Source organism: Lactiplantibacillus dongliensis (assembly GCF_005405105.1).
Taxonomy (GTDB): Bacteria; Bacillota; Bacilli; order Lactobacillales; family Lactobacillaceae; genus Lactiplantibacillus; species Lactiplantibacillus dongliensis.
The window spans coordinates 24815-42632 of sequence record NZ_BJDK01000032.1 but is presented as its reverse complement, the minus strand read 5'-3'; the positions used below and the strand labels follow the sequence as shown (position 1 = coordinate 42632).

At 43.5% G+C, this 17818-nt stretch carries 18 protein-coding genes; 3 read left to right on the top strand and 15 right to left on the bottom strand.

Annotated elements, in window-relative coordinates:
• The first annotated feature begins 184 nt into the window (after positions 1-184).
• Positions 185-589 (top strand): hypothetical protein, encoded by a 405-nt coding sequence (locus FFM80_RS11390; RefSeq protein WP_171001095.1) that lies wholly within the window; start codon positions 185-187, stop codon positions 587-589.
• 342 nt (positions 590-931) lie between these two features.
• On the opposite strand, the gene FFM80_RS11385 is transcribed toward FFM80_RS11390, so the two are convergent.
• Together FFM80_RS11385 and FFM80_RS11380 are read right to left on the bottom strand one after the other, a co-directional pair.
• Positions 932-1390, bottom strand: a complete 459-nt coding sequence (locus tag FFM80_RS11385) for a DUF3825 domain-containing protein (protein WP_137640907.1) — start codon at positions 1388-1390, stop codon at positions 932-934.
• A gap of 173 nt (positions 1391-1563) precedes the next feature.
• On the bottom strand, positions 1564-1824 hold the full coding sequence (locus FFM80_RS11380; RefSeq protein WP_137640906.1) for a Mor transcription activator family protein: 261 nt from the start codon (positions 1822-1824) through the stop codon (positions 1564-1566).
• A gap of 188 nt (positions 1825-2012) precedes the next feature.
• Here FFM80_RS11380 and FFM80_RS11375 point away from each other — a divergent pair, with 188 nt between their 5' ends.
• Positions 2013-3074 (top strand): helix-turn-helix transcriptional regulator, encoded by a 1062-nt coding sequence (locus FFM80_RS11375; RefSeq protein WP_137640905.1) that lies wholly within the window; start codon positions 2013-2015, stop codon positions 3072-3074.
• A gap of 38 nt (positions 3075-3112) precedes the next feature.
• On the opposite strand, the gene FFM80_RS11370 is transcribed toward FFM80_RS11375, so the two are convergent.
• From FFM80_RS11370 to FFM80_RS11325, 10 genes are all read right to left on the bottom strand, one after another.
• Positions 3113-4711 (bottom strand): hypothetical protein, encoded by a 1599-nt coding sequence (locus FFM80_RS11370; RefSeq protein WP_137640904.1) that lies wholly within the window; start codon positions 4709-4711, stop codon positions 3113-3115.
• Between the two features lie 20 nt (positions 4712-4731).
• A complete protein-coding gene (locus FFM80_RS11365) occupies positions 4732-6399 on the bottom strand; it encodes a hypothetical protein (protein ID WP_137640903.1) in 1668 nt (555 codons plus the stop codon).
• Positions 6400-6774: 375 nt separating this feature from the next.
• Positions 6775-7014 (bottom strand): hypothetical protein, encoded by a 240-nt coding sequence (locus tag FFM80_RS11360; protein ID WP_137640902.1) that lies wholly within the window; start codon positions 7012-7014, stop codon positions 6775-6777.
• A gap of 62 nt (positions 7015-7076) precedes the next feature.
• Positions 7077-8873, bottom strand: a complete 1797-nt coding sequence (gene lepA, locus FFM80_RS11355; RefSeq protein WP_137640901.1) for a translation elongation factor 4 — start codon at positions 8871-8873, stop codon at positions 7077-7079.
• A gap of 9 nt (positions 8874-8882) precedes the next feature.
• Positions 8883-9545 (bottom strand): TetR/AcrR family transcriptional regulator, encoded by a 663-nt coding sequence (locus tag FFM80_RS11350; protein ID WP_137640900.1) that lies wholly within the window; start codon positions 9543-9545, stop codon positions 8883-8885.
• A 101-nt stretch (positions 9546-9646) separates the two neighbouring features.
• A complete protein-coding gene (locus FFM80_RS11345; protein WP_137640899.1) occupies positions 9647-10366 on the bottom strand; it encodes a GntR family transcriptional regulator in 720 nt (239 codons plus the stop codon).
• A gap of 86 nt (positions 10367-10452) precedes the next feature.
• Entirely contained in the window at positions 10453-11190 is a 738-nt protein-coding gene (gene deoC / locus FFM80_RS11340; protein WP_137640898.1) for a deoxyribose-phosphate aldolase, read from the bottom strand.
• Between the two features lie 502 nt (positions 11191-11692).
• Positions 11693-12535, bottom strand: a complete 843-nt coding sequence (locus tag FFM80_RS11335; protein WP_137640897.1) for an aldo/keto reductase — start codon at positions 12533-12535, stop codon at positions 11693-11695.
• 81 nt (positions 12536-12616) lie between these two features.
• Complete coding sequence (locus FFM80_RS11330; RefSeq protein WP_137640910.1) at positions 12617-13612, bottom strand: tRNA dihydrouridine synthase; 996 nt, start codon at positions 13610-13612, stop codon at positions 12617-12619.
• A gap of 593 nt (positions 13613-14205) precedes the next feature.
• The gene (locus FFM80_RS11325; RefSeq protein ID WP_137640896.1) at positions 14206-14400 is read right to left on the bottom strand and encodes a hypothetical protein; all 195 of its coding nucleotides are present in this window, start codon (positions 14398-14400) and stop codon (positions 14206-14208) included.
• Positions 14401-14610: 210 nt separating this feature from the next.
• On the opposite strand from FFM80_RS11325, the gene FFM80_RS11320 reads away from it, so the two are divergent.
• Positions 14611-15504 (top strand): LysR family transcriptional regulator, encoded by an 894-nt coding sequence (locus tag FFM80_RS11320; RefSeq protein WP_137640895.1) that lies wholly within the window; start codon positions 14611-14613, stop codon positions 15502-15504.
• Positions 15505-15551: 47 nt separating this feature from the next.
• Here FFM80_RS11320 and FFM80_RS11315 read toward each other — a convergent pair whose 3' ends face one another.
• From FFM80_RS11315 to FFM80_RS11305, 3 genes are all read right to left on the bottom strand, one after another.
• Positions 15552-16160, bottom strand: a complete 609-nt coding sequence (locus FFM80_RS11315; RefSeq protein ID WP_137640894.1) for a Fic/DOC family protein — start codon at positions 16158-16160, stop codon at positions 15552-15554.
• Complete coding sequence (locus FFM80_RS14590; protein ID WP_179951414.1) at positions 16153-16587, bottom strand: helix-turn-helix domain-containing protein; 435 nt, start codon at positions 16585-16587, stop codon at positions 16153-16155. The genes FFM80_RS11315 and FFM80_RS14590 overlap by 8 nt, the downstream gene beginning before the upstream one ends.
• A gap of 108 nt (positions 16588-16695) precedes the next feature.
• Positions 16696-17634 carry a nitronate monooxygenase gene (locus FFM80_RS11305; protein ID WP_137640893.1) on the bottom strand — a complete coding sequence of 313 codons (939 nt, stop codon included), beginning with the start codon at positions 17632-17634 and terminating at the stop codon, positions 16696-16698.
• Positions 17635-17818: the final 184 nt, after the last annotated feature.

Below are 17818 nucleotides of genomic sequence, written 5' to 3'. Positions count from 1 at the left end.
TGCCTGAACTAGCTTAGCAACTAGACCACTTCTAAGAATAGATTCTTAGTGTTGCACTTGATTTGACAATTGAGGAATTATTTTAATCGTTAGTATTTTATTAATTATCTTATTTGGAATCATCGATCGCAAATCGATTCAAAGTATTGGAACCTTTAACAAAATCGGTATTTTAACTTACTTAGTGGCCTTAATTTGTTTCACTATTTCAGAATTCATTAGCGATGTAAGTATCAACAATGACATCGCAATTGCTGGTATGATTTTTGCCGCGATTACTGTTTTAGCAATTCTAAATCTAGCTATTACTCTAGTTGATAAATTAGACATTTCAAAATCCAGCCGTATTTTCTTCGATGGCGTTTTAGGAATTGCAATTTTTGGAGCAACCGCAGCAATTGTTAGCGTCCTGCCAATTGAAGGAAATATGAAGTCTATTATAGAAGGGATTGTTCTGATTCTAGCAGGTGTTGCTGGGGTAATTGCAATTCTAGCACTACTTGTAATTATCGTAAAAATTCTCTTTGGGTCAAATAAAAAACAGGAAACAAAGACAAGCCAACAAAAAACTGAACAAAACATCAAATAGCCAAACCTAAAAGAGCCCATATTTCTGGGCTCTTTTATTATTCCCAAAGTACTAATTACTGTCATTAACACGTTTCAACTACTTTCGACAAACTCCTTTCAATTATTCCCACGAGTTAGTCTACTAAAGACTATTGGTCCATTAATTCGCTTTAGTGATTGACATAGATTCTTCTTTTCACTCATTTGTTTTTCGCTTCTTTGTTTTCATGACCACAAGTTCCGAAACACCCTGGTTGACGTGGCTTAATTGGTGACTTAACTAGATGTTCTAGTTGATATCCTGTTTTGGAATTCATTGGCATGAGCAACCGTAAACTGAATGGTAACATAGGACACCCCCTTAGCTTACTTCACAGTCCAGCGACAAGACTAAAGGTGGCAGTAGAACGCGCTGAGGTAAGGTTTCAAAGCCTAACAACTCCGACGCATTAGCCGTTTTAAAGCCTTTTAAATGCCAAGCTTGGACAGCCTCTAATTCATTGCGTTTAAAGTAAGCATAGATGGGCTCATCATATTGGGTGAATAGTCCTGTATTAAAGCAGCAGCACATCCCATAACTAGTTGTTGGAAAGTAAGTTTCAGCCGTTACTCGACCTTGATTAACCGCAATCGCCAAATTTTCAAAGGTATAGCTGACATAATTTTTTAACACTTGATTCTGCGGCCCCCAGGCTTCTGGTCGCACTAATGTCGCTAAGTTTTGGATATGTTGATCCCAGGATGTCGTGTACGAATTGCCACACCAAGCAAAATCAAATAAGTTCGTCGTCATTTTTTGTGTCATTGCAATAGTCATCATTACGTCTCTCCTTTAGTGATTACCAGTTCACTTTGGACAGCTCCAAGTACTTGTACCGGTAACTCAACTTGATGGCTTCAGTATAGTGACCCCTATAGACAGCCAGTGTCCACCAAATGGGCAAAATAAAAAGCCGTATCAATTGATTACGACTTACAACTTTCCTTATTAGATTAGACCTGCTGGCGATGTAATACTTGTTGCACCCACTTCTGTGAATACCCATACTTGCGCGCTAATTTTTGCTGATTGTGCCCATCAAATTCCGCAACGACTTTCGCGGCCGCTAATTGTCGATCATATAGATGGGTAGGAATTGTCATTTGCATACCTTTATATTGGTGGTAGATTTTTAACATCGCATCGACCCCAATCAAATCACTTAATCCGCGGTAGAATTGATGCAGGGCTCGAATATCGACCTCTTCTGTCATTGGTTGGTCACACTCCTTTTTTACTGATTATAATCAGTTCAACCGCCTTTCGATACCGCACTTATACTTGTGCTCTTACTTGAAAACGACCAGCTAAAGTGGCTTTAATTTTCAAACGTGCAACTTGACCGAACTTTGTTACACTGAACTTAACGACTCACAATTTATACAGAAAGCAGTGGTTCATCTTGGCAGCAACAGATTTTAAAACTAGTGGTCAACGCCAACTCGCCATTTATCACGACTTGATCAATGAGAATCGCCTCAAAAAGGCCGAACTTGCAGCTGCTTATAATGTCACCCCACGTTCAATTCAACGTGACATTAATGCCGTCAATGACTTTTTAACAACGATCAATGATCCTCGACAGATTAAGTACAATCCGACTTACAAAAGTTATGAGCTTCAGGTAGACACACCAACTAACGAAGTCACCGATAAACACCAACTCGTTGCTCGTGATGTTCTGGCCATCGCCAAGATTGTCCTCGCCAGCCGCGCGTTTACAAAGCCAGAATTAGACGACTTATTAGATGGTCTGACCAACCTCATTCAGCCCACTAGTCGTAAAGCCGTTAAAAGCATCATCGGTGATGAAAAAATCTTTTACACCCCGGTTCATCATGGCCAGTCACTGCTTAACTTACTATGGTTTTTCAGTGATGCGATTCGTCATCAAACGACCATGACCATCACTTATCAACGGCGCGAAAACTTTGAAGTGACTCGGACGATTTTGCCAGAAGCGGTCATCTTTTCAGAATATTATTTCTATATTGCCTGCTACAACGCCAAGCATCAGACGACGTTGTTCTACCGTGCTGACCGCATCAAAACATACCGCCCGAGCCAACCTAGTCAGCAGATTACGCGCAGTCGAAGTGATCGCTTTAACGATGGTGAATTTCGCAAGCGTATCCAATTTATGTATCCTGGCAACATTCTAAAAGTACGGTTCCAATTCTGGGGTATCGTCGAAGCCGCCTTAGATCGGTTTCCAACCGCGGAAGTCGTGCAACGGTATTTCGCCAATGGCCAAGTTGAACCGTTTGACCCTAAAAATGACCATGAACGTTACCGTCAACCAGATCAGGGCGGTAGTGTCGTGATTGAAGCTGAAGTCCTAGGTGACTACGGCGTGATGATGTGGTTGCTGAGCCAAGGCGCTGCAGTTAAGGTGTTAGGGCCGAGTGACTTTGTTGAAAAGGTTAAAACGGAGTTAACCAAGATGCAAGCTCGTTATAAGTAAACAAAAATTCGCCGCAAAAAAGTTGCGACGAATTTTTGTTACGGGATTAAAATCCGATCCCATTCTTGTTGAATATCACGATCAATCTTTTCAGTTAACTGACTATGTTTAGCCTCATTACGCATTACCTGAATAGAGCGAAAGCCCAAATCAAGTGCATTGACATAATTTAACCTTAATAAAAATTCTCCCATATTTTGAAAAAAGCCAGAACGAACGGTTGCATCTGAAAAATCTAGTGCACCAAATACTGATGTCATCGTTAATAATAATCGGTTTACATCCGGATTCTTTCCGGTTGGTAAGCTTTGTTGCACAGACAACCCATAATAAAAATGCTGCTTAGCAAACCAATACATCCGAATCAGCGTTTCGCCAACTAATACTGGAATCGATTGTGCCGCAAAAGCACGAAAATCAAGTCCTTGTTTATATAGCCAGTCACTAGTCTGAGCAACAGTCATATCCTGCCCTTTGATTGATATCGAACCAACGTTCAATGATTGTGTTGCTGCATAAAAAGGTCCTGGTACGCCAGCACCACGTCCTTTAGCACCACTTGATCCGGCCACATCAGATAAAATATGTCCAAACCAGTTTTCAGTCGCTTTGACAATCCGAACTGGTAGTGGTCCTTGAATCACACCATCTTTTTCCATATTAGTAGTTGTTGCGCGAACAATGCTACCCGTACTGTCTATAAAGGTCGCTTTGCCTGTTAACTGATCAACAATCCCAGTAATTAATCCTAAGATTCCAGGATCATGGGCTAAAGATCTCAAATGATGGTTATTTGCACTCATGCCGGCAATACCATCACCGATAATACTGGCATTATTAGCAGCATCATAACTAACCTTAAAGTTCTTCTCTAACGTTTTAATTGCACGATGCTTATCAATACTACCAGCATCTTTAATACGTTGATCCCACTGTGCTAATTGAGATGGTGTTAGCTTACCGGCTGCGCCTTTGATAGCTGCCGCTTTTTGCGACCGTAACTCAGATTGTCGGCTAAAACGACCAGCACCAATCACAATCTTATCAAACCCTTGATCAACTGTTTTTTGTAGACCAGTAGCATCTTTACCGGTCTTAATTCGGCCAACTAATAACGCATCGACCAACCCCATAATCACACCGACAACACTACTAAAAACATAATCCACTTTCTGCAAACGTGAAATTTGAAATTTATTGACCAACTCTGTTGATAGTTCGCTAAATTCACGAGTCGACATCATTTGATAATATGGATTTGATAAGTCCAACTCATGCCGATCAGCATACTCATTAGACGCTTGAACTAAGCTCGTCCAATCATTTGCCGGCGTTACTGAATCTAAAGGCTTAAATTTAGTTACTGGCTTAGATACAGTTGGTTTAGCTGTTAAAATCTGTTCCATATCACCTAGGATTTGGTCAAGCTCATCCAATTGATTATCAGCCACGCTTTCCGCATCTAATGCATCAAGAGCAGATTGGGCATCAACTTGAGTCCGTGATTGTTTTTCCAGGTCACCCTGAACACCATTCAATGCCTGATTTAGCTCATCAGTTCGCTGATTTGCAACGGTTTGTTCATGATGTTGAGTCGCTAAAATTTTAGCAACATCATTTAATAAATCATCATCCATCTTGCAAAATCACTCCAATTTTAACTCAACTTATCTGATAAAAATGCTAAGCCCTTTTTTCCAATGTTCTTTACATTAGCAGCCGTTGCAACTTTATAATAACCAATCTGGGTTAAAATCTGACTTGCTGCTTTTAAGTAACGCAAACCAACAGTACGATCTAATTGATTGTCGCCATCCCGGAAATGATAACAACCTTCCAAGATTTCACCAAATTTAGTCGCATATTTACTCTGTGCTAGCAGATCTTCTAGCTTTTCGATGTTTAGGGCATCTGGTAAATCTGCCATAACCAATTCACGTTCACCATCACCTTGCGAAGCTTTAGCAGTCGCACTAGCATTTTTTGCTGCTTGCAATTGACGTATAAATTGACGTAATTTATCAATCTGATCAGCCATTGCTGCATCCTTTTGATTAGCAAAATCTTGGGTATTAACTAATTGATCAATTCGATCAGTAATATAGTTAATATCTCCCATCAATAACGTCATTGCAGCACTTTGCCGGGTAACCGTTTTCTGTAGCAGTGACTGTCGAATATCACTTTTTTCGACAGTGTTGCCGTTAGATAACTTCTGAATACCTTGATAACCTGCAATACCCGCTGCACCAATCCCGACAGCCGCCAACGCCAAACCACCGGTCGACATAGTTGCAAAAGCCAACATTCCCATTCCTAGTTCACCAAAGGCGCCAACTGCCAATCCCGTAACACCTAGAGCAGCCAATGAAGCCCCAGCTCCGGTTCCCAATGAAACTAGTTGATTCTGAATTTTAGACGCGTGTTTATCATTTAAGCGTTGTTTAATGATTTCTTGATCCTGAACTTGTTTTTTTAAGAAAAAGTCGACCTGTTCATCCGTAACCTCTAACTGATGCTGAATGTTAATAAACTCTGGAATTTGCTTCCATTGATCTTTATCATCGCTAGTCATCATTCCTAATAAATTATTAATTAGCGATTGAAAAATAGTTGTCTGACTTCCTAATGGTACTTCTGTCTTAAGAATTGTTAACAGCTCTCCATCATCGTGGACTTGCTTCGGCTCCAAACGATAAGCCATTAAGTCATCCTTAGTCTTATCATCAACTTCTGTTGTTCCTAATAATCCAGCTAAGTTAGCATATTCACTTTCATCCAAAATACCATCACGCTTTAAAAAGTTAACAATTAACTCTAAGTACGCAGAAATAGCCGCCTGACTTAAATCATTTAATTGTAGTAATTGCTCAGTTGTTTCAGCTTCATCAACTTCAGTGCTAATATCTGTTAGCAACCGCGCCATTGGTTCCATTAAGTCACTATTTGCCACTAATACTACCGGTTGATCTTGATCAACTAGTTCAACCGTAATTGTCTGCCGAACTTGTTCTTTATCATCCTTATCTTGCCAACGTTCCTCAAGATATTTAGCACTCTTGAGCTGGTCATACTTAAACTGTATCAAGTCATAATGTGAGATACCATTTTTGATATAAACGCTATCTCCAGTAAAGACAATACCATCTTTAGCACTACCAAAAAGTGTTGAATCAATAATTGCTAATACATAGTTGGCATCAATGCCATTAGCAATTTTACTGGCGGCATTCACTAACTTCTTATCTGGAATTTCTGGAGCTATATATAGGTCTTGTTTAAAATAATCCCCTAAATGTTCTTTCAAAAATACTTCTGATTTCAATTTTTCCATCTCCTGTTTTGTTAAGCGTTTTCTTTATTATATGGCTAGTATTAACGATTTACTATCATGAATAGCTATTATGTCTTAAAATAATGTAACTTAAAATAGCGCTCCAGAAATTTTAATCACATCTCTGAAACGCTATCTTTATAGTTGCTAACGAAAACCCTCTTATTCGCAATACCAAATTCATAACTGTACTAAACGTATCCTGTAAAAACTACAAAGTTGCTGCTTTTCGCTTGCCAGTACCGTTCACTGTCAATTTGAGTTAAATTCATCAATTATCAATTGTTTGACCTAAATTAGCTTATCATGATCAATATATGCGATAATCGCAAAGTTTCGGATATTTATTGGTTTCAAAAAAGGCCACTATTCTAAATGAACAGTCGGGTACTTACCCTGCAAATAATACCGGAAAGTCGCGACCGTATCAGGATTCAAATGTATCTTAAAGTGTTCAAAATCATGATCAAAGAACCGTTGATGATTGAATTCATCAAAAATGGATAAGTTCATCATTCCACTAATCATCGCCGTTTGAACGATAAATAGTTGACTAATCTCAGCAATACTTAGCTTCGAAATTCGTTTATGGCTCACCGTTACCAAGCGTTCACTCGTCCCATAAAAACTTTGGCGATGAATAATTGTCTGACCAACACCACTGGAACTTACAGTGACAAATCCAAAATCGCATTAAATACTTCCTGTGACAACTGTAAGTCACTGTGCGCAGCTTGCCGTTTATTCACACTCTGGCGTCGCAGCAATGCCTGCTTCTTCGAAACACTACGTTGTTCACCATTAACTGCCGCATTCTTTCGTAATGGCGGAATATCGACTCGTGCCAACGGTTTGCCCTCGACCACCGCTTGTGCTGGCATCGGATAGAGCTTGCGGGGAACAACATATTTCAACTTATGCACGAGCTGTTGCGCCACATCTGGGGCATCGGCACGATGAACAATAAACGATAAAGCATCCACTCGAGCGTAGTTCAGATGCACCTCGACTTTCACGACATCCGCTAAGTCATACCCGTCAAAAGCTGTCGTCAACGTCGCATAACCATGGGTGAGCGACTTCAAAGTATTGAAGAAGTCATATGCAATTTCTGCCAAGGGTAGCCGATATTGCAACTCAATCAGGTCGCCTTGATTGCCCATATCAACGAGTTGGCCCTTATGCGCATCAGCCAGTTGCATCACAGCGCCCAATAAATCATTTGGCGTGGTGATCGTCGCTTTGACCAGGGGTTCTTCAGTCATTTCGATTTGATCAAAATCTGGAAAGTTAATTGGATTATTTATAAGCTTCGGTTGCTCGACACCCTTTAAATGGACGCGATACGTGACATTGGGCGCCGTTGTTAAGACATCCAGTCCATATTCAGTTACTAAGCGCTCGCGAATAATCTGGAGATGGAAGATCCCTAAAAAGCCACAACGAACCCCCGGACCGAGAGCTTCGGAAACTTCCGCTTGAAAATGGAATGAAGAATCATTTAAGGCGAGTTTTTCAATAGCCAAGGTCAACTCACGAATTTTTTTATTTTTTGGATAAAAGCCAGCAAAGACTAACGATTGTGCCGGTTGATAGCCGGGAAATGGCTGCGCAGTGGGCTCAGACTGACTGGTTAGCGTATCCCCAACACGCAATGCTTGGGGGTCTTTTAACCCCGTCACCACATAGCCGACCTCACCCACACCTAATTGCGATACCGGGGTCATGTCAGGCGTAAACGCGCCAATCGCTTTATTCGTGAAAGTCGTTGCATTGGCCATCAATAGATTGTCCATCCCGGGGGTTAATGTCCCCGCTGCAAGACGCACATAGGCAATGACCCCTTTAAATGAATCATACAGAGAATCAAAAACTAACGCTTTCAATGGCGCCACCGTTGAACCCGTTGGTGCTGGAAAAACATCTTTAATCGCCGCCAAAACGGCTGGAACGCCCTGACCAGTTTTTGCCGAGATTCTTAACGGGTCTACGGTAGCTAATGCTGGTGATAACTGGCGAATCTGAGCAATCGTTCGCTCAATGTCTGCCGCGGGACTGTCGATTTTATTCACAACCGGCAAAATAGCAAGGTGATTCGCCTGCGCCAAGCGAAAATTAGCCACCGTCTGGGCTTGAACGCCCTGAGTCGCATCGACCAACAAGATTGCGCCGTCACTAGCAGCAAGGCTTTTAGAGACTTCATACGCAAAGTCCACGTGTCCAGGAGTGTCGATTAAATTATATTCATATTCTTGGCCGTCACTATCAGTGTAAAAGTTGCGCACAGTACGTGATTTAACGGTAACGCCATGAGCTTGCTCAACAGCCATATCATCCAATAACTGGGCTTGCTGGTCCCGCTCACTGACCGTTTGCGTTAAAGCCATCAATTGATCGGCCAAGGTTGATTTACCATGATCAATATGCGCGATAATCGCAAAATTGCGGATATTTGTTGGTTTCAAAAAAGGCTCCTATTCTAAATGAACGGCCGGGTACTTACCCTGCAAGTAATACCGAAAAGTCGCGACCGTATCTGGTTTCAAGTGTATCTTAAAATGCTCAAAGTCATGATCAAAAAGCCGTTGATGATTGAATTCATCAAGACCGGATAAGTTCATCATCCCACTGATCATCGCCGTTTGAACGATAAATAGTTGACTAATTTCAGCGACACTTAAGCTCGGAATCCGTTGATGGATCGCTGTCGCCAAGCGTTCACTCGTCGCATAAAAGCTCTGGCGATGAGTAATCGTCTGACTCATGTTCGCACCCCGCTCTAAGATGGGGCCGCGTAAGGCATTCAGCCGAACCAATAAACTATGATGATCAATCAAGTTGCCAGTCTCTGTCAGCAGTAATGTCACAAAGTCGGCTAAGTCAAAGGTCGGTCGCTGGTTAATCTGCGCAATCAACTGGTCAAAGTACTGGTGATAGCCATCCAGCAAGATCGTCATAAATAAACTTTCTTTACTTTCAAAGTAATTAAATAACGTTCCCTTAGAGACGCCCGCCTGTTTCGCAACCGCCGCCATCGTAATCTTGCCAAACGATTGCGTCCTAAAGAGCGCAAACGCCGCGTCACCAATCCGTTGCGCACGGTCTTGCTTTTGCTGTTGCGTCAGACTATTAACCATACCGCACCTCCATTATCGCTTTTTTTCAGTCAAAAAAAGTGATCAACTTAGCTAAATTGACCACTAGTCATTTTTAAATTTAGCACGAAAGTTAACCGCCGTCAATCTTCCCGCTTGAGATCCATCACAAAGGTATTCACATCGCCCCGATATTTCGCAATCGAATACTCAACGGGCACCTCCGCGGCCGTTAACCCTTGCGTATGAAAGTAGAATAACGGGGCCCCCGTCGCCACGTTCAACAAATCAGCCGTCGTTTCATCGGCCGTTAACACGTCTAATCGCCGCCGAACACGCGTCACATCCAAGCCCGCCTGCTTCAACGTTGCATATAACGACATTTGGGTAAAATCAACTGTGGCCGGATCAACTAACGCCGTGCCTGGCAGATAACTGGTCAGTAAAACGATTGGCTGCTGATTAGCATACCGTAACCGGACCAACTTGTAGACCGGCGCGCCAACAGTTAACCCCAATTGTTCAGCGACTTCCGCGGTGGCTGTCTCAGCTTGAAACAAGAGCACTTTCGTCTGCGGCTTAAGGCCTTTACTTTGCATTTCATCATTGTAACCCTCAATAACTTGGGTAAAGGCTTGCGCGATCTTTCTTGCTTTAACCATGGTGCCCCGGCGCTTACGCTTTTCAAGCCAGCCCTGGTCAACCAGCGATTGAATCGCCTGACGCACGGTCGGCCGACTGACTTGATAGTGCGCCATTAAGTCGACTTCTCTAGGAATCAAGGTCTGCGGTGGATAGGTCCCATCTTTAAGCTTCTTCAATAAATCCAATTCAATTTGTTTATGCTTCGCTAACTCAGTCATCCGACCGCCCCCTTCTGCATTTTGTCATGATGTATCATCATAACATAAAACGGTCATCGCCTAAATCAAACGATGACCTTGCTTAATTACTGTGTGATTTTAGGATACGGCCGGTCAATCTCAATGTGGTCGATCTGATCCACCCGGAACCGTTCTTTTAAGGCTTCAATAATCTTAATCCCGGCACTGCAGCCGATCCGATCAGCCCCGGCTTGAATCATGGCTAAGAAGTCATCTGAATTGCGAATACCGCCCGCCGCCTTCACTTTAACAGCATTGCCGACAACTGATTTCATTAACTTCACATCGGCGACCGTTGCACCACCAGTGCCAAAGCCAGTCGCTGTCTTAATGAAGTCAGGCCGGACTGCCTTCGCGATCTCCGCAACTTTTTTGGTTTCGTCAGTCGTTAAATAACAATTTTCAAAGATAACTTTGCAAGGTACCCCGGATTGGCGACAAATCGCCACAATCCGGGTCATCTCATCCTTGATGTAATCATAATTACCATTCTTCAATTCGGTAATGTTAATCACATAATCAATTTCATTGGCCCCATTCTTAATAGCATCTTGGGTATCGAATTCCTTGGATTCAATACTTGTCTGGCCGAGTGGAAAGCTGATGGCTGCCCCAGTACCAATATCGGTCCCCTTAAGTAAGGCTGAACATAATTTAGATTGAACCTGGTTAATCGCCACCATCTTAAAGTGATACTGCTTAGCTTCATCACAGAGTTTTTTCATATCATCAGCGGACGCATCGGCATGTAGGTTCGTATGGTCAATCATCCGTGAAAAATCATCAATTGTATAGGCTGGCATTTTAAAGACCTCCGTTTAATAAGTTATTACATATTAAATGATAGCGGTTTCTATCACACTTGTCAATCTACCAACTGGTGCTTAAAAAGCGATTTAACGAAAAACTCGTTAAATCGCTAACTCTCAATCTTCTATTAAGTGCTTCCCGCAATCTCGAGGCGGTTTCAAGATCAAACGTGCAGGTACCAGGACCAGCTTCGGCCGCGACCTGGTTAAGCCCCAACTCGCCAGTTGACTCAACTGAGCAGTGGCACTAATAAAGCTCGTCTTCAGCCAAGCTTTAAAAACCCCATTCGCAGCAGTGAAACGGTGTCTCTGATGATTAACTACCAAGCTAATTCCCCCTCATAATAGCTGTTCATTAAGTCTAGATCAGTCACTGGTTCACCATTAGTATATCGAAGCCCAACGTTTCAGTTCAAGTTAGAACGCTCTTAACTTTTTAGAAAAAAACGCAGCTTATCAATGACTTTACGTCACTAGTAAGCTGCGTTAATGAGGCCTATTCCATAGTCGTTGACTTGGCTAACCAAGCCTCATCTTGAGGGTCAGACGAGCCTCGTTGATCTTTATTTAAACCGGCAATGGCTAACATGTCGGCCGCCGTTAACTTAAAATCAAAGACATCGATATTTTGTTCAATGCGCTTCTGGTGAATTGATTTAGGAATCACGATTTCACCGCGTTGAAGGTGCCAACGTAAAATCACTTGGGCCGTTGACTTATGATGGGCCGCCGCAATCTCGGCTAGTACCGGATTCGTCAAGACATCGCTCTTGCCTTGGCCGAGTGGACCCCAAGCTTCATGACGAATATCTAAATCATGCAACAAGGCATGCAAAGCTGTTTGTTGGAAGTATGGATGCGTTTCAATCTGATCCACCACCGGTACGACTTTGGCCGTAGTGAGTAGCTTTTCCAAATGGTTGGCTTCAAAGTTTGAGACCCCAATCGCTTTAATCAAGCCATCGTGGTACAAGTCTTCCATTGCCCGCCACTTTTCATTATAGCCAGCACTAGGCCAATGAATTAAGTACATATCCAAGTAATCCAGCTTCAATCGTTTCAAACTGGCTTCAAAAGCCCGCTTCGTCTCATCGTAAGTCGTCACATTATCCCATAATTTAGATGTCACAAATAACTCTTCACGCTTGACGTCCGCATTGGCTAACGCGGTGCCCACGCCGTCTTCATTATGATAGATTTTAGCCGTATCGAAATGCCGATAACCAGCTGCCAACGCTGCGTTGATCGAATCAGTTAAGGTTTGATCGTCAGCGACTTTAAAGACGCCCAGTCCTAATTGGGGAATTTTAACGCCATTATTCAAAGTAATCTTTTCCATGTTTAATAGCCCTCTTTAATTTTAATTTGTCATTACATATTAAAGGATAACCTATTTCAACTTATTCAGCAAGTTAGCCGTTTACAGCTCAGCTTCAAGTTTATCAATAATGGCGCGGACTTCGTCAGTCGTTTGGGTCTGCATCAGGTCGTTGCGAATCTCAGCCGCATGGCGCATGCCGCGCACGTAAATCTTAAAGAACCGTTGCAGCGGGGCAAAATGGCCTTGAATCCCCATAGCGACAAATTGGTCATAAAGATCAAGTTGATAACGTAATAGTTCCAACAATTCATGGGTCGAATGTTGCTGTGGGACCTTTTCAAAGGCGTATGGATTTGTAAAGATACCGCGGCCAATCATAATCCCATCGACCCCAGGATGGGCTTGCGCTAACTTAAGCCCCGCCTGATAGTCAGCAATATCGCCATTAATTTGTAACAAGGTGTCCGGTGCCAAAGTATCACGCATCTGAATTAAATTATCGATTAATTCATAATGGGCGGGCACCTTACTCATCTCCGCACGCGTCCGCACGTGTACGGTTAAGACCGGCACCTGTTCTTTTAATAAGAATGGAATCCACGTTTCGTATTCGTTCAAGTCATCGAACCCTAACCGAGTCTTAACACTAACCGGCAAATCCGACTGACGGGCCCCATCAATGACGGCCTTAGCCCGGTCAAAATGCCGAATCAGGTCACTACCGCTATGATTCTTAATCACCGCCATATCAGGACAGCCCATGTTAATATCAATGGCTTCGTACCCTTGACGTTGGACTTCCTGCGCCGCTTTGGTAAAGTCTTCACCACTATTCCCCCAAAGCTGAACAATCGGTTTCGGCTGTTCATTAGGGTCAATATATAAGCGACCGCGCGTTGTGAACTTGGCTTTCGGGTGAGTAATACTCAAAGCATTCGTAAATTCAGTATAAAAATTATCGGGAGCCGCTGCGCGCATCACAACGCGCCGAAAGACGGAACCGGTCACGGCTTCCATCGGGGCCAAACTAAAAAATGGCCGTTGCTCCTGTTGTGCTTGAGTGGCAATGCGTTGCCAGTAAGCTGACTGGACCACATCCATCATCTCCATTCAAAAATTAAGTTCATTAAGTCCGAGGCTAGTTGATATTTGTTGCCTGCCGGTTGGTTGCTAAAATGCTGGAACGCCATGGGCCATTTCGAAGCCAAAAAACGGTCTTCAAAACTGGCCTTGCCCTAAGCTCGGAAAAACCACCGGGCTAAGGGCAACGACACGGCTGAGCATTTTAGCAACCAACCTCTCGGCTAAGCGGCACGCATTAATTGAATGCTCACTAACCGATAAATAAACGCGATTTAACGCCGGGCGGGCCAACATTGGCTCAGTGGTGTCGTTTAACTTAGTCGAGTGATTTTCTCGAGTTAGTCAAAGCCCGGCTTATGAGACCGCTTTTGAGGCTCATAAACGCGGCCACCACGTTCCAGCCGATGCTGGACCAACCAGAGTGACAACTATCAGTTAATTGCTAACAATCCAGTATACCAAGTTTCAACTTTTAACTCAGCTAAAAAATCAATCATAGTAACACTATAGCGAGTTTAGGCCTGTCAACGCAAGCATTCAGCCGCGTGTCGACACAAAAATCGCGTGACTCAAGTTTCGAGCCACGCGACCTAATAATTGCTAAATTAATGAATCAACATCAATGCCCATAATAATAACCCAACCATCAAGGCAATATTTAAGAATTCAGTCCGTAAATCGCCGAGCTTAATCGAGCCGAACGACACGCCAGCACCAGCGTCCATATATCGGAAGAAGACCCCACTCAACAAGATGCCAATTACTAAAACTACTAAGAAAGCTAAACTAGTCGCAATCATCAAACTCAACTCCTTAAACGTATTTTAATCGGTCTCTCAAACCACGTTTATTGTGGACCAGCCGCCCCGGCCAATCAAGTTTTTCCGGCTAAAAAGCGGCCGATTTTAGCGATTTCTTATTAATAAATTGACCACCGCCAGACGCGACTAAAATCCGGTGTTAGAATAGAAATTAACTTAACAATCTTTCAACGAAAGCGGTGACAATTTTTGACGATTAATGATATCCAGGCCTACATTATGGTGTATGAATTGCGCCATATTTCGAACGCGGCCGTTGAACTGCATATGTCACAATCTGAACTTTCAAAGCGGATGCGGGCCATTGAAAGCGAGCTAAATATTCAACTCCTCAATACCTACAATAAACGGCGCCTACAGATTACCCCCGCTGGTGAAACGTTTTATCAGCATGCCTTAAAAATGATTGCCGACTATGAAGCTATGATGCAGGCCTTAGCGCCCAACCGACCGTCAACACTTAGCCAACTGACTATCGGGGCTATTCCAGTCTCTAGCCAATATCATCTAGCACCTAAGATTGCGACCTTTAACAGTAACCACGCCGATGTCGCCTTAACGTTAATTGAAGACGAAGGCAATCACGTTTTAGCCCGTTTGTTAGCCGGTGAATTTCAAGCGGCGATTATTCGTGATACCCAGACCAGCGCGTTACAACCAACCGACTTTCAAAAGCAGCCCTTGTTAAGTGACGAACTCAAAATCATCTTACCGGTTAACCACCCATTGGCTCAGCAACCGACCATTCGACTACACGAGCTCGCTCATCAATCACTCGTCAGCTTGCCAGCTGGTTCCGGGGTCTACGAGCTGATCATGTCGTTATTCACACGACAAAACTTGAAACCAAATATTTTCTTTGAAAGTACGCATATTGAAACATTAATGGCAACTTTAGCTAATAGTCAAAATGTAACACTATTATTCAAACGCTCAGCAGCCCCCTTTATGAATGACCAATTCGTGATGCGCTCATTACCGATTCCAGTATTCAGCCAGTTACAATTCATTTATCCACAGCGTGCCGGTAGTCAGTTGATGGCTGATCTAGTTAATTTTTTAACGGCTAGTGAACCAGAATAATTGCCCAAACAGCCCCGTTACCAATTGATGGCAACGGGGCTGTTCGATTAATCAAGTGGTTCTAAATAGACTTCAAAAACATGTTGCATCATGCCAGCATCATCTTCAATGCTAGCCTGTAAATAAGCGTCGTACATCGCCTGATCCGGAACCAAGTTAAACTTGAATCCTTTTTCGTAGGCCAACGCTAACGCCCAGACCCGTTGCGTGCGACCATTCCCTTCCCGAAACGGATGCATATAATTAAAATCTGAAATTACCTGGCCAAGCCAGTGCGCCAGTCGTGCTTTATCACCACGCCTCACCGTTGCGAGTTCCGCTAATTCACGATTTAGTTCCCCTTGGGCAACGCCAATAAACTGTGCTTCTAAAAATGACGTCTGGCCTTTCATCATATCGACATTACGGTACTTACCAGCCCAAGAATAGAGTCCATCAAATAAAAAACCGTGAATTTGTAACACATCATCAATACTTTCACCACGAATTTGATAGCCATTCGGTAGTGAGAAATGTTGCTGTTCTAAATAATCTTGCCGAGCCATCGTTGTTCGATACTCAACCTTAGCTAACTTATCAACATCTTCAATCTCTAATAGATTTTTCAGTACCCCATTTGGTTGAAGATAAGCATTCCAAGCTGAGTTGTTAGTCATGCGTCACCACATGTTCTTCGGCTTCGACTTGCTTTAAAATCTCACGTGGATCAATTGGACTTTGGGCATCATCCACCAAGTGGCGAACATCTTCCACAGTGGGAACATAACCCTCAAACATGTTATTAGCAATCGCATTTACAGCCGCTTGATAAGCTTTTGGGCTTGCAAACGGTACCCCCATGATCGTCAGGGCTTCTGGATCTCGTTCCAATTCAATCATTTGACTTTCTCCTTTGAAACGTTGCAATTGCGCGAACGCTTCGTGACTAGCACCGATGACTTGCAACAATTTTTTGGCCGCGCCGCTGGGAGTAAACCGACCACTTTCCCAACCTTCCAAGGTACGCACCGACACACCGAGTAGCGCCGCAAAATCTGGTCGCTTCATCTGATACCGTTGACGGATCACTTTAACTTGATTCATGTCGAGACCCCCTCTTCGATCCTTAGCATTAGTATAACATGAAGTTTACGTAATTCACGTATATAATGACTTCAAAAAAGCGTCGATTCTTATCGACGCTTCAGCTAATTAACTCAATTCGATTTTTTGATGATTAATAATCGCTTCAGCTTCCGTCATCAATTGCTGAATCACCGCAGCGGCTGGCTTGGCTTCCTTGATCAAGCCCGCGACCGCCCCACTAAAGATGACCCCATCAGTTGCATCATCTTCATACACGGCACTCCGCAGGCCGACACTCATCGCATCATTAAAAGCCTCGCGTGACACCGGCTGGGCTTCCAACGCACTCAATGCTTCGGCTTTATGGTTCATCAGCATCCGACTGGCATCCCGAATCGTGCTGCCAACGACAACCGTTGATGAATCCGTAGCCTCAACCACGGCTTGTCGCCACTGATCGCCAACCGGACTTTCTTGGGCAATTGAGAATAATGTCCCACATTGAACCCCTTCAGCACCGGCCACCATTGCACTCACCATCCCACGACCATCACCAATCCCACCAGCCGCAATCAGCGGAATCGAAACGGCATCGGCAATTTGAGGCCACAAGACTTGCGACGTCAACGTCCCAATATGGCCGCCGCCTTCCATGCCTTCCGCAATCACCGCATCGCAACCGAGGGCTTCCATCTTCTTGGCAATTTTAACATTCGGCACTACTGGTAAAACTTTGATATTGGCTGCTTTTAAGTCCGCCATATAGTTCTTCGGCGTGCCAGCCCCCGTGGTTACAATCGGTACTTTTTCGTCAATAATGACTTTCACAATCGCCGGCGTATTCGGATCCATTAACATTAAGTTAACTGCAAACGGCTTATCTGTTAAGGTACGCGCCTTTTTGATGGCCGCCCGAACCTCTTCAGCCGTTTTTCCGCCAGCGGCAATAATGCCTAAGCCACCACCGTTAGCGACCGCCGCCGCTAACTCAGCGGTGGCAACTTCTTGCATGGCCCCTTGGACGATGGGATATTGGATTCCTAATAATTGCGTTACTCGATTCATGTTTTGCATCCCCTAACTGGTTTTCGACTAAGTGAATCTTTTCACTATTAAGCATACGACAATTGTAACCGATTGCAATCTTTTTTTGTGAATCTTTGCCTTCGTTAACCATCACGATCAGTAGCGACCAATTCTAATAATCCGCTGAACTTGCAAGCACAAATCACTGAGTTAACAAAACAAC

Bases quoted from the DNA above. Each gene is read 5' to 3' on its own strand.
- FFM80_RS11385 (WP_137640907.1), bottom strand. From the start codon at position 1,390: ATGATGACTATTGCAATGACACAAAAAATGACGACGAACTTATTTGAT.
- FFM80_RS11380 (WP_137640906.1), bottom strand. From the start codon at position 1,824: ATGACAGAAGAGGTCGATATTCGAGCCCTGCATCAATTCTACCGCGGA.
- FFM80_RS11370 (WP_137640904.1), bottom strand. From the start codon at position 4,711: ATGGATGATGATTTATTAAATGATGTTGCTAAAATTTTAGCGACTCAA.
- FFM80_RS11350 (WP_137640900.1), bottom strand. From the start codon at position 9,545: ATGGTTAATAGTCTGACGCAACAGCAAAAGCAAGACCGTGCGCAACGG.
- FFM80_RS11345 (WP_137640899.1), bottom strand. From the start codon at position 10,366: ATGACTGAGTTAGCGAAGCATAAACAAATTGAATTGGATTTATTGAAG.
- deoC (WP_137640898.1), bottom strand. From the start codon at position 11,190: ATGCCAGCCTATACAATTGATGATTTTTCACGGATGATTGACCATACG.
- FFM80_RS11335 (WP_137640897.1), bottom strand. From the start codon at position 12,535: ATGGAAAAGATTACTTTGAATAATGGCGTTAAAATTCCCCAATTAGGA.
- FFM80_RS11325 (WP_137640896.1), bottom strand. From the start codon at position 14,400: ATGATTGCGACTAGTTTAGCTTTCTTAGTAGTTTTAGTAATTGGCATC.
- FFM80_RS11315 (WP_137640894.1), bottom strand. From the start codon at position 16,160: ATGACTAACAACTCAGCTTGGAATGCTTATCTTCAACCAAATGGGGTA.
- FFM80_RS14590 (WP_179951414.1), bottom strand. From the start codon at position 16,587: ATGAATCAAGTTAAAGTGATCCGTCAACGGTATCAGATGAAGCGACCA.
- FFM80_RS11305 (WP_137640893.1), bottom strand. From the start codon at position 17,634: ATGAATCGAGTAACGCAATTATTAGGAATCCAATATCCCATCGTCCAA.